The 13,459-nt window shown below is 47.5% G+C and carries 8 protein-coding genes and 1 tRNA gene; all 9 read left to right on the top strand.

Annotation, left to right across the window (positions count from 1 at the left end):
- The first annotated feature begins 94 nt into the window (after positions 1-94).
- The 9 genes from K300_RS0112395 to K300_RS0112355 all read left to right on the top strand — a co-directional run bounded on the left by K300_RS0112395 (position 95) and on the right by K300_RS0112355 (position 13,035).
- Positions 95-180: transfer RNA gene (locus tag K300_RS0112395), tRNA-Leu, on the top strand.
- Between the two features lie 536 nt (positions 181-716).
- A complete protein-coding gene (locus K300_RS0112390) occupies positions 717-3,074 on the top strand; it encodes a methyl-accepting chemotaxis protein (protein ID WP_022851994.1) in 2,358 nt (785 codons plus the stop codon).
- Positions 3,075-3,469: 395 nt separating this feature from the next.
- Complete coding sequence (locus tag K300_RS0112385) at positions 3,470-4,144, top strand: response regulator transcription factor (protein WP_022851993.1); 675 nt, start codon at positions 3,470-3,472, stop codon at positions 4,142-4,144.
- A complete protein-coding gene (locus K300_RS0112380; protein WP_022851992.1) occupies positions 4,144-5,502 on the top strand; it encodes a sensor histidine kinase in 1,359 nt (452 codons plus the stop codon). The genes K300_RS0112385 and K300_RS0112380 overlap by 1 nt, the downstream gene beginning before the upstream one ends.
- A 79-nt stretch (positions 5,503-5,581) precedes the next feature.
- A complete protein-coding gene (locus K300_RS0112375; protein WP_022851991.1) occupies positions 5,582-7,966 on the top strand; it encodes a molybdopterin-dependent oxidoreductase in 2,385 nt (794 codons plus the stop codon).
- Positions 7,963-8,478, top strand: a complete 516-nt coding sequence (locus K300_RS0112370; protein WP_022851990.1) for a hypothetical protein — start codon at positions 7,963-7,965, stop codon at positions 8,476-8,478. The genes K300_RS0112375 and K300_RS0112370 overlap by 4 nt, the downstream gene beginning before the upstream one ends.
- A gap of 517 nt (positions 8,479-8,995) precedes the next feature.
- Positions 8,996-11,686, top strand: a complete 2,691-nt coding sequence (locus K300_RS0112365) for a DMSO/selenate family reductase complex A subunit (protein ID WP_022851989.1) — start codon at positions 8,996-8,998, stop codon at positions 11,684-11,686.
- A 14-nt stretch (positions 11,687-11,700) separates the two neighbouring features.
- Positions 11,701-12,315: a 4Fe-4S dicluster domain-containing protein gene (locus K300_RS0112360; protein WP_022851988.1), complete on the top strand. Its 615-nt coding sequence runs from the start codon at positions 11,701-11,703 to the stop codon at positions 12,313-12,315.
- A 69-nt stretch (positions 12,316-12,384) separates the two neighbouring features.
- The gene (locus K300_RS0112355; RefSeq protein ID WP_022851987.1) at positions 12,385-13,035 is read left to right on the top strand and encodes a TorD/DmsD family molecular chaperone; all 651 of its coding nucleotides are present in this window, start codon (positions 12,385-12,387) and stop codon (positions 13,033-13,035) included.
- Positions 13,036-13,459 lie beyond the last annotated feature (424 nt).

The raw sequence follows: 13,459 nt of genomic DNA, 5'->3' as shown, positions 1-13,459 counted from the left end.
TGAGGCGGTCTAAGCATCTGTCGAAAAAAATGAAAAAAAATGTGCTTTTAAGTGTTGACATTTCTCTGAAAAGTCAATATAAAGATTCTCCCAAGCCGAGGTGGTGGAATTGGTAGACACGCAGGACTAAGGATCCTGTGCGGGTTAAACCGTGTGCGAGTTCGAGTCTCGCTCTCGGCACTACCAAGAAGGGGCTGACTTGTTCAGCCCCTTTTTTTGTGTATAAAACTGGATTTTTTGTTCAAACATGTGAAAGTTATCAGCACATTGGCCTGACTTGTTCAGCCCCTTTTTTGCTTAAATCTCTTCCATTTGTATTCATGTATATACGAAGTTCAGCATCCTGTTATTTAACATAGGGCCACTCCCTATAACATCCTTCCATTCAGACTAAAGAGACACCTTCACTCACCCTGTCTAAAAATGAGCAGGAACAACAAAGATCTTATAGGTTTGTCTGGAAAGAGAGCTCTAATGATTATTGCAACCTCCTACCCATTTTGGCAGTCCAGCCTGTAATCCACTTTGCACGATTACTTTAGCCTCTTGGGGGATTAAGACATCATAGATCCCCATATGCAGAGGTATGCAGCCGATAAACAGAAGAAGGAGGGCTGCACAAATGTTAATATATGTAGTTAAGAATAGTTTGTATTAATAAGCTTTAAGCAGAAAACAGGTGTATACTTTTTATTAGACAAACATTGGAGGTTGCCATGTTCAGCAAAATATCTATAAGAGCAAGGCTTTTGATTATCACCTGTATAGGTCTTCTAGTTTTGGGTCTTCTTATTGCAACTGTTTCTGCAAACAAGTCCTTTTCATCGCTTATGCAAAGTAAGCTTGATCAGCTTGATGCTGTAAGGGAGTCAAAGAGCGGGCATATTGAGGATTACTTCGATACAATAGCCAGCTTAATAGTTGCCTCTGCTTCCAGTACACAGGTTTCCACAGCAATGGAGAGGTTTGATAAATCATTTTACACACTCCAGCAGGAAACCGGTATAGAGCCGGAAGCTGTCAGATCCGATGCGGTAAAACATTTTGAACAGCTGTACCTGAAGGACGTAAATTATGACGTGCCTGATTCCGCCCAGAGAAGAAGTACCTCCGCATACCTGCCGACTGACCCTAATGCAGCTGTAGCACAGTATCTTTATATAGTGGGTAACCCGGAAAAAATCGGTGAAAAGCATAACCTCGTGGAAGTTGAAGGGGTTGATGCCGAATACACGAAGGATCATGCATATTACCATAAGGCTTTCAGGACACTTCTGGAGCAGTTTAGCCTTTATGATATTTTTCTCGTTAACACAAAGGGGGATTTGATATACACCGTTTTTAAGGAGAAGGATTTCGCCACAAACCTTTTTAACGGCCCCTATGCCGATACAGGAATAGGAGAGGCTTTCAGAAAGGCGATGAAACTGAAGGACGGCGATGTCTTTCTGGATGATTTCAAATCATATGAGCCGAGCTATAACCTGCCCGCATCCTTTATCTCAACACCGGTTTATATCGGAGGAGAGATTGCCGGCGTTATGATCATGCAGATGTCTATTGATACGATAAACAATATAATGAGCTTTGGCGGCCATTATCAGAAGGCAGGTCTTGGTGAATCGGGTGAATGTTATCTTGTGGGAGGGGACAACGGTATGAGAAACAACAGCCGTTTCCTCGCTGATATCAAAGAGAGTATTGTGCAGAAGCTTGGGACAACGATAGGCGTGCTTAAGATCAAGACTGATTCCACCCGGAAGGCACTTGCGGGGGAATCGGGCTCTCAGGTTATTCCCGACTATAGAGGTGTAGAGGTGCTTAGTTCGTATGCACCGCTGAGTATACTTGGCCTCAACTGGGGCATTATTGCAGAGATCGACTATGCAGAGGCTATGGCCTCCGCTATCAGTATGCGCAATATCCTTTACATGACAGCACTCGGGCTTACTGTCCTGCTGGTAGCAATTATGCTCTTTATGATTCAGCAGATAATCGGAAAGAGGTTGAGGCTTCTGACAGAGGTGATGAGCGATCTGGTTTCCGGAGATGCGGACCTTACCAAGCGTGTTATGCTCTCAAAACAGCAGACAGGAAGGGGGGCAAAAACAAAAGAGGAGCTTAGTGTCGATGAGATTGTCAGGCTTTGCCAGCTCACAAACGCCTTTATCGATACGATCCATAATATTATTCACAACATAAAAGAAAACTCGGAAAAACTTGATGACAGTTGTGATGAGCTTACTGTGGTGGCGGAGGAGATCTCCGGCACTTTCACCGAGCAGGCACAGCAGATAACAGAGATTGCAAGCGCAATGGAGAAGATGAATTCCACAGCGGACGGCGTTCTCATGAACGTTGAAAATGCGACATCTGTTACAGAAAGTGCAAACGATCAGACCCAGAAAGGAATGGAAAGCCTTAACGAGGTTGTTGAAAGTATAACTACCATCAAAACACAGGCAGCTTCGTTGGCCAAGATTATTGAAGGCTTGAGTGCATCCTCGGCAGAGATAGGGGACATTATAAGAGTGATAAACGATATTGCAGACCAGACAAACCTCCTCGCCCTTAATGCCGCCATTGAGGCAGCAAGGGCCGGTGAGGCGGGAAGAGGGTTTGCGGTTGTTGCCGATGAGGTTCGAAAGCTGGCGGAAAGAACACAGGGTGCAACCTCCCAGATAAACGAAATAGTCTCCAGTGTTCAGAAAGAAACCGAAAGTGCCAGCAGTGAGATGCATAAGTCGGAACTGACTGTGGATAACGGTGTTAAGGTTATAGGTGAGGCCAACGAACTCTTTAACGGGATTGTTGTTGCGGTGAGCGAGATCACCGATGCCAATAACCAGATTACCATAGCAGTAACAGAGCAGAATGATGCTATCCGTCTGGTTACTGAGAATATCAATGCTATCTCAGCCGGTGTTGAGTCAAACGTGGTCTCGATGAAAAACCTGACCGCCGGTATCCATAACATAAAGGATGAATCGTCGAATCTTAATGAGATGGTGAACAAGTTCAACACTTCAACGGAGTGTCTCGAAGGAAGGTTTAACTCCATAGGGCTTACCTGACATACAGTTGATAGCAAGTTAGTTCGAGAAGGGGTTGAGTTGTTCAGCCCCTTTTTTACTGGTAAGACTACAGAATATCTCTCAGTTTCGGGGTTAATCAAACTGTTCTAGCTTGTTCAGCCTCCAGTAAACCTGTGCCTCCCCTGTCTTTTTTTGTTTCAACCGTAAACTTCTCTGGGATGGCTTTATAACTGTGAAGCAGGGTTGAATTATGGATAGTTACGATTGATGATGTATAATATCAGCTTGGTTAAATATATAGTAGATTGATAAAAAGAGGAACAGATGAACATGGATGTGAATCTTTTAATAAGAAATATATTGTGTTATCCAATCCTCTTGCTAATATTTTCTAATTAACCACTCAATAATATTTTATTACAAAGGTGTGCAAAATGAGAATACTCCTTGTTGAGGATGATGTTGACCTCGCAGAGAACGTTATAGATTATCTGGAGTTTGCGGACTGGTCAGTGGACTATGCCATGAACGGTGAATCCGCCGTGGAGTTCGCCCATGCGAACAAATACGATGCCGTTGTCCTGGACATAAACCTCCCCGGTATTGATGGCTTTGAGGTATGCCGAATACTTCGAAGGCAGATGAGGCTGAATATACCTGTGATAATGCTCACAGCCCGGACGATGCTCACCGACAAGCTTGAGGGCTTTGAGTCGGGCACAGATGACTATCTTCCGAAACCCTTCGAGCTGGCAGAGCTAAAGGCAAGGATAGAGGCTCTGGTGCGCAGGGCAAAGCAGAGCGTTGCCGAGATATTCCAGATCGGAGGTCTGAGCCTTGATCCCAGAAAAGGGACTGTGATACGTGACGGCAAGTTTATAGACCTTCCCCCCGTATGCTACCAGATACTTAAAAACCTCATGGAGGCCCACCCCGGTATAGTCTCCAAAGGGGATCTCGAGTATGCCATCTGGGGGGAGACACCTCCGGACAGCGATTCCCTCAAGGTGCATTTCTACACTCTGCGCCAGCTGGTTGATAAGCCTTTCAGTATCAACATGCTTGTAACCATAAGGGGGCGGGGCTATAAGATTGAGGCGGTGGACTAATGCCTTTCCGGTCCGGGCTGAGGACAAGGATCATCCTTGTTTTTATCGGATTCAGTATCCTTCTCAGCTCGATGGTTGTGGGGGGTGTTATCCTTGCCACGCATCTCAACGAAAAACGTTCAATACGAAAAAGGATAGAGCTTGAGGCGGAGTATTATATGCGTGAGCATGCCGTCTCCGATGTTGCCCCGGTGTCCAATGCATATAACTTCAATATCCCGTCTTCACCCTTTGTAACAGTATATTACGGTGATGATCTCCTTCCTGAATGGGTGGAGAAGGAATACGGCATGGCTACTCCGGGGAACTACTACCTCGAGCACGATAAGCAGGATTACCACCTGACCCTTAAGAACCTGCCCGATGGTGAACGGTTTTATATGCTCTACAATGTCACCCGCTTCAACACCGGTCGTGAATCACTGATGTCGCTGAGAAGAACCCTTATCATAGTAATCCTTCCCATCATAGGTTTTGGGCTTCTTCTTGGATTTATTACAGCCCACAAGGCTATATCCCCGGTGGTTAAGCTTACCAGAATGGTGAGACAATCGGGGGATGGCAGAGAGCTGCCGGAGAATTTGTCTTCAAGATTCTCCGATGACGAAGTGGGGTTCCTCGCAAGCACTCTGGAGCAGTCGATTAACGGCATGAAGGCATCTGTGGAGCGTGAAAAATCCTTCGCCAGGGATGCCTCCCATGAGCTCAGAACCCCTGTCACCACCATCAAGGGAGCCATAGAGCTCCTTGAGCATTCAGATGCGGTTCAGGACGAAAAGCTGAACAGAATTATAGGGCGGATAAAGCGCTCCACCATGAAGATGGAACATCTCATAACCTCATTCCTTTGGCTTTCTCGCCATGAGGTGCACAGTGAAGAGGGGATCGGTATAGAGACCGTAACGGTGGCCCGGGAAGTTATCGAGGATCACGAATACCTCCTGCAGGGCAAGCCTGTGGAAGTGGTTATAGAGGAGGAGGATAGGCAGATGCTCCCCGTGGCGCCCCAGATAATGAGCATCCTTCTATCCAACCTTTTACGTAACGCCTTCACATATACCCAGAGCGGCAAGGTTCGAGTTCGCATCCTTGAGTCCTGCCTTCGTGTTGAGGATACAGGTGGAGGGATAGACCGTGCTGATCTGGAGAAGCTGAGGGACGGCAAGGGTAGATATCATGCGGATGGCTTCGGGTTTGGAATATCCATTGTGAGAAGGCTTTGCAACAACATGGGCTGGCATTTCCTCATAGATTCCCGCAAGGGTGAGGGTACGAAGGTTGTTATCTGTTTTAATCAGAAAGAACGCTGTACATGCAGTGCCAAGGAGCTGGATCTTATAAAAATAAACAGCATTTAACCTTGGCTTGCCTGTGAATCTGTTAGATAAGAACAGCCTGAATAAGGCTGTTTGTTTATTTGTAATGTAGGAGTTCTTAGTGAGTAGAATAAGCAGACGAGATTTTATGAAGCTTACAGCGGCTACAGCAGCAGCCGGAACGCTGGGACCGGAGAAACTTTTTGCCTCCGAGGAAGCCCTGCGTCATATACATGCTACCCACTTCGGCCCTTTTGCGGGTGTCACCGAGGGTGGGGTCTTTCGTAGTGTTGAGCCTTTCAAGGATGTGTTCCCCCCCACAGAAATGCTCGAAAGCCTTGTGGAGTATGCTTACTCTCCGGGGCGTGTGCGTTATCCATGTGTTCGCAAAAGCTATCTTGACGGAACGGGTAATAACTACCTCAGAGGCTCGGAGGAGTTTATCCGGGTAGACTGGAAAACCGCACTCGATCTGGTTGCGGAGAAGCTGAAGGGTGTTAAGAAGGAATATGGAAGCGAATCTATATTCCGTACATCCTTCGCAGGCTGGGCTCATCCGGGTGTTATCGGCAGGCCGGATATGCTTCAGGGGCGTTTTCTCGGTCTCTTCGGCGGATTCACAGACACCATAGGAGACTATTCCGCAGGTGCGGCAACCCATCTCATGCCCTACATTCTCGGCAGTATTGAGCTATACCATACCCAGACATCCCACGAGGTTATCCTGAAAGACACGGATATAATTGTCCTCTGGGGTGCTGACCCGGCAAAGACATTCCGCATAGACTATGCCGTTCCCAATGACTGCTATGACAGGTGGCTCAAAAGGCTAAAGGAGGCTGGCAAGCGTTTTATCTGCATAGATCCTGTATATACCGAAACCGCCAAAGAGGTTGGCGCAGAATGGATATCTGTTCGTCCGAATACGGATACAGCCCTGATGCTGGGTATATGCAACGAGCTTTACCGTAAAGGTTTATACGATCGTGGCTTCATAGAGAGATACACGGTTGGCTTCGATCATTTTGAAGAATACCTGATGGGAAAGAACGGCGAGGCGGAGAAAACACCGGAATGGGCTGCGGAGATATGCGGTATCAGTGCGGGAAAGATACGTGAACTTGCCAGACTCTTCTCTAATAATAAAACCCTTTTGCGGAGCCACTACGGACCCCAGCGTTCCCAGTACGGTGAGCAGTTCCATTGGATGCTTGTGAACCTTGCATGCATGCTCGGGCAGATAGGTGAGCCGGGGGGAGGATTCCAGTTTGGCAAGAGGGGTATACCCTCAACGGGGCATCCGATTCCCAGAAGTGTATCCCAGGGGCGAAACCCGGTTCAGAAGGCGATACCCGCTTCCCGGGTCGGTGAGATGCTGAACAATCCGGGCAGAACAATCAAGTTCAACGGGAGCCGCATAACCTACCCCGATGTGCGGATGATCTATTCCATGGGAGCCAATGTCCTTACCCATCATCAGAATATTAATGAGCTTCTCGAAGGGCTCAGACGTGTTGATACCATCGTCGCCCATGAAATTATGTGGACCTCTTCCGCCAAATATTCTGATATAGTACTTCCTGCCACAACAACCTTCGAAAGGAACGATATAACCTTTGACAAGAATGTTAAGTATATCTATGCGATGAAAAAGCTCATGAAAAGACAGCATGAGGCTATGGATGATTACTGGATCCTTACTGAGCTTTCCGACCGGCTGGGCTTTCGTGACAAGTTCACCAAGGGAAGAACCCAGATGGACTGGATCCGCTGGAGCTTCACAAGCACAGTTAAGGATACATCCTTCGAGGAATTCTGGAATAAAGGGTACGTTGAGTTTGAGATACCGGAGGAGCGCAAGAATTTTATAAGGTTCGAGGACTTCAGGGAGGATCCCCAGAGAAGCCCGCTTTATACAGCCTCCGGAAAGATCGAGATTTTTTCAGAGAAGATAGCAAGTTTCGGCTACGACGACTGTGCGGGTCACGCCAAATGGTATGCGCCCGATGAATGGCTCGGTTCGGAAAAGGCGAAGGAGTATCCCTTTCATCTTATGTCCATACACCCGAAGTACAGGCTTCATTCCCAGATGGATAACCTATCAATAAGAAATAGATACAAGATTGACAATCGTGAGCCTATGAGTATAAATCCCCTGGATGCTAAGGAGCTTGGGGTAGACAATGGTGATCTGGTTGAGATTTACAACGAGCGGGGCTCGATAGTTTGTGGTGTCATGATCACAGATAGCGTCAGAGAGAGGGTGATTCGTGTGGATGAGGGAGCGTGGTTTGCTCCGGAGAAGCCTGGTGTGATTAAATCAAGGTGCCTTTCCGGTGATGTAAACGTTCTCACCACTTCGGTTCCCAGCTCCAATCTTTCCCAGGCTTGCGCTGCCAACAGTACTCTTGTAAATATCAGGAAGCTTAGGGAAAAACCGAATGCTCATGATGCCTACGACCCTCCTGTGGTTCGTACTCCAGGTAATAAGGGGGAGGAGAGATGAAAAGGGGGCTTTTGGTTCTGATAGTTCTTATTTCCGTTACAGCCGTTGCGGGTGTTCGAAACTATGTGAGAAGGGATACTGTGATGTATGTTGCTGGCAATGAGGTTGCATTCATCCGGTTTGGTGCGGTATACGAAAACGGTGCTGTAAAAAGCTGGGTTAAAAAAGGTGAACCGACCCTGTACGCCTCTCCCTCCGAGGAGATCGTTAACGGCAGGATAATGGATTACTCCTCCTTCTCACCCACAGGTGAAGTGAGGAACGGTTTTATACGTGTTGCTGTTTACGGAACCATCAAAAAGGCCGATCTGTCGAGCACTTTTCAGGATGCAACGATGCAGTATGAGGATCTTTATTACGAAAAATGCGGCTCATGCCATCGTGCGGTTTCGCTTGGCAGATATTCTAAAAGGCAGTGGTACGGTATTCTTACATCTATGCAGTCACATGCGGGGCTTAGCCCCCATGAGATCGACTCGCTTTACAGGTATATAATCCTTAATAAGGAGTAGCGGACTGTTTATGTATACTTTATTTATGCTTATATATGAATACTGTGTAGGAGTTCACTATTAGAGGATAATGAGTCCTATTACACACAACGTGCCCTCGTAACACGTTATTAATCCAGAAAAAACAAGTATAAAAAGTCGTATTTTTTTACACCCTCTTTACCTTCTCTTTACTTGAACAGTGTTAACTTACAACCATCGCCGGATAGGATACCATCCAAATATATCAGGGTATTCAGCCGGGATGGGAGACTAAGATGACCGGTTTTATTTATTCAGCAATCCGCCGAACTCTCCTTGCTCAAGGTAAAAAAACTTTGACATCATATATTTATAACAAAACAGCGCAAGCAGGAAAAACCCCGGAAGTCCACAGAGCTTATAGGTCCGTTCTTCGGTATATAATGAACCGCAGAAGGACATATTAACTGGGGCAGGGATGAAGCCGAAGGCTATCTTTTTTATTCTTTCGGCTGAATAAGAGTTTATAGACGACTATACGCTTTGGAGGTGTAGCATGACAGTGTCTGAGAAGGACAAGATTAAAAACGCCCTTCAGATCTCAAGACGTTCATTCATGAAATGGAGCGCAATGCTTGGTGCAGCAGCATCAGTGGGTTGCGGTGCATTCGGAAGCGACGATGATGATGACGGCGGCAGCACAGGCGGCGGAGTAGCACCGCAGGAAACATTCGAGTACGATAAGGCTGTTTGGAATGGCTGTAACGTTAACTGCGGAAGTAACTGCCCCCTTAAGCTTTATGTTAAGGACGGAGTTGTTGTTCGTGTGGAAACCGACAGCGACAGCCCCGATGAGTACGGCGAGTATGGTACAAACTATCAGTTCCGCTCATGTGTGAGAGGACGCTCTGTCCGCCAGCGTATCTATCACCCTGATAGACTTAAATACCCCATGAAGCGTGTTGCAGGATCCATTAGAGGTGAAGGCAAGTACGAGAGGATATCATGGGAGCAGGCGATAAACGAAATCTCCGCAAAGATGCAGGAAGTTAAGTCAAACTATGGTCCCGATGCCTTCTATATTCAGTATGCTACGGGTACTATCGATGCGAAGTTCTCCGATTCATGGCCCCCTGCGGCATCCCCCATTGCAAGGCTTCATAACCTTTGGGGCGGATGGCTTCAGCACTATTCCGACTATTCAACTTCACAGATAACAGCGGCACTCTGTCTCATTGAGGGCTCCTCATGGAGCAACAACACTATCACAGATGCAGTGAACTCAAACCTTGTGGTTCTCTGGGGTAACAACCCTGCCAATACCCGTATGGGTGCTGGACGCCACTTCACATACCACCTTCAGAAGGCTAAGGAGCAAAACCCCAACCTCAAGGTAGTAGTGGTAGACCCCCATTACACAGATACGGCAGTTGCTCTGGATGCTGACTGGGTACCCGTTCGTCCCGGTACAGACTCCGCACTCGTTGCCGGTATGGCATACTACCTCTATCAGGAAGGCCTTGTGGACGAAGCATGGCTTGCTGAGCGTGCAGTGGGCTGGGATGAAGCTTCCATGTCAGGTATCAAGGAAGTTGGCGAAGGTTACTTCCCCCCCGCATACGACCCCAACTGGGGAGACAGCGACGGTACAGAGCCTGCAGTTCCCGTAAACAGCTCATACAAAGCATATATCCTTGGCGACGGACCCGACGGCACAGCTAAGACACCCGAATGGGCTGCAGCTGTTACCGGTGTTTCCGTAAGCCTCATTAAGAGCTTTGCCAAGAGGCTCATGGAAGAATCCCCCGCTATGGTTATTCAGGGATGGGGACCCCAGCGTCACTCCCTCGGTGGAAACAACACCAGAGCCATCGGTCTTATGACCATACTTACAAAGAACATCGGTATCACCGGCGGCGGTTCCTCTGCAAGAGAGGGCGCAGCATCCGTAGGACTCAGCTTCCCCGGATGGTCCAGCACATTCCCCGGTAACGATGTTAAGCAGCAGATCTCAAACTACACTTGGTATCAGGCCATTGTAGACCATACTGTTATGACAGGCAGAACCTGGGGTGTTAGAGGCTTCGACAGTCCCGATGAGGCTCTTAAGAATCCCATCAAGTTCATCTGGAACTACGCCGGTAACTGTATGCTTAACCAGCACGGTGATATCAACAAGATGCTTGAGATCTATAAAGACGATACTAAATGTGAGTGCATCGTAAACATCGATAACTACTTCACACCCTCCGCAATGGTTGCAGACTATCTCCTCCCCGACTGTACAAACTGGGAGCAGAACGACGTCTCCGGCAACAGCGGTGGTAACACAGCCTCACTCGTATTCCAGAACAAGGCAGTTGAGCCCCCCTTCGAGTGCATCACCATCTATGAGATGATGAGCAAGATCGCAGCGAAGCTCGGCATTGAGCAGGAATATACAGAAGGCAAAACCCAGGACGAGTGGCTTGAGTATCTCTTCAACAAGGGCCTTGAGTCTTACGGCGATCAGGGTGTTTTCACAGCGGCCAACGGCCTTGACACCTATGAGAAAGCCCACGCTCAGGGACTCGTTAAGAAGTACGACGCCTCGGCAACACCCAGCGTTGCATATAAGTCCTTCGTTGAAGATCCTCAGAACAACAGTGTATCAACCCCCTCTGGAAAGTTTGAGATCTTCAGTAAGCGTCTGTACAACCTCAGCCATCAGTGGCAGTTCCCCGCAGAGTATGATGACGGTCTCGACCAGATCACTCCTCTGCCCCAGTACTATGATGCATACAGAGGCTACGGCGACCCCGCGAGAAGCACATACCCCTTCCAGATCATCGGGCACCACTTTAAGCAGAGAACCCACTCTACTTATCAGAACTGCTCATGGAACAGGGAAGCCAGCCCCCAGACTGCATGGGTGAATACCAAGGATGCGGCTGATCTCGGCATTAAGCACGGCGATCTTATTGAGGTTTACAACGAGCTCGGAAGGGTTCGCATTCCTGCAAAGGTAACCTCCAGGATCATGCCCGGTGTTATCTCTATTCCTCAGGGTGCATGGTACAACCCCGAAGGAAAGTGGTTTAACAACAACCTGGAGCACTCCGAAGGATACGATTCTTCCAAGATCGGAAGCAAGGATGTGCTGGACTATGGCGGCTGCGTAAACGCACTCACCAGCCTTAGACCCGGCCCCGTGTCTAAAGGTAACTGCCAGCACAGTATTCTCGCAAACGTTAAGAAAATCGGATAATCTGGAGGGATATAATGAGTACTCAATACGGATTTTACATCGATACACAGCATTGCACAGGCTGCAAGGCCTGTATGAATGCCTGTAAGGACAGACAGAATCTAGCGGACGGTGAAATGTTCCGTAAGGTTTATGAGTTTGCCGGCGGCGGATGGGGAACCGATGCTTACGGTGGATTCACCAACGACGTATTCACCTTCTATGTCTCCATGGCGTGCAACCAGTGCGATAACCCCGCATGCCTCAACGCATGCCCCGCCTCCGTTTACTCCATAAGAGAGAGCGACGGCGTGGTTGTTATGGATACATCCAAGTGTATCTCATGCTTCGCATGCAAGAATTCATGCCCCTACAGCGCACCCACGTACGACTATGAGAGCAAGAACATGAAGAAGTGCATCATGTGTACGGACGAAAAAACAGAATCAGGAACTCCTTCACCCTCATGCGTTAAGGCATGTCCCTCAAGAGCTCTTGATTTCGATACCATCGAAAACCTCAAGGCGAAGTACGGAAATGTTCAGGCAACTGCAGCATTCCCCTCCACAACTGAGCCTAATGTGGTTTACAAGCTCCACAGCGATTCCGGTAAGGGATTCGAGCATGTGAACCCCGAAGAGGTTCTTTAATAATTTAGATTCAGCCGCAGGGGAGCGTGTCCCCTGCGGCTGTTTTATATGCTTTCGGGAGACAAATATATGACAGGGTCAAAAAAACAGACTGAAATGTACACGGATATGATTAGGATGTCCGTTGCCTTCAGCTTTATGTATAAACTTTTCAGCGAACTGCCGGAAGAAGAGTTCATAGAAGAACTCGCCGGTTCCGCAGAGCTGTTTGACGAGTGGCCTCTTATGGAGAGCGAGGAATCAAATGAGGGCGTTGCCCTTATAAAATCCTCCATAGAAAACAAAGAGAGCTACGAGGCTATCAGACATAATTTCAACAAGCTTTTCATAGGCCCCGGACATCTCTATGCCGCCCCCTGGGAATCGGTATACCTTGAAAGAGACGGCACAATGTTCGGTAAGGCTACCCTTGATGTAAGGGGTTACTATAAAAAATACGGACTAAAGATCCATAACCTTCATAAAGAGCCCGACGATCATGTCGCATACGAGTGCGCATTTGTAAACTTCCTCTGCATGCAGTACACCGAAGCTGTAGACAAGGGTGAAGACCCTTCAGAGTATGTCGAGGTTCTCAAGTCTTTTCTGGATGAGCATCTGCTGGTCTGGTCGGGCAATTTTGTAGAACAGGTGACAACAAACTCCACAACGGACTTCTATAAAGGAGCTGGCAAGCTTCTTGAGGGAGCCCTGAAGGAGAGCAGAGAAATATTAGGCTAAGTTATCTGAGGAAGAGGCATCCTCTTCAATAAAACCGGTGTAAAGTCACGAACCCCTGTAGGTGACATACAGTGATCATACCGGATAAATAAACAAGAATACTCCAAAGCGCCGGTAATCGAATTTCCGTGCGGGCATGAAGAAACCCATGTCTGCACGGATTTTTTTTTATTTACATGAAGAAAAACTCACCTATTACAGCCATTTAGCACAACATTCTAAAACAATCTCTCTGATACGGTAATAAGATGATGTTATAGGATAAGTGCGATATGATAGTGCTAAAATATCTAAATATCAAAGTAATATACAGCTACATGGATGCAGGAATGTGATCTGAGACAGTGGCACGCTACATAAATATGATGAAAATTTAAACAATGTTGGCACCATGGTGAACAAAAGTTACAAACTCAAAAGTATA

This window comes from Limisalsivibrio acetivorans (genome assembly GCF_000421105.1).
Lineage (GTDB): Bacteria > Chrysiogenota > Deferribacteres > Deferribacterales > Geovibrionaceae > Limisalsivibrio > Limisalsivibrio acetivorans.
The sequence above is the reverse complement of the archived record's forward strand: the minus strand, read 5'-3'. Positions and strand labels throughout refer to the sequence as shown.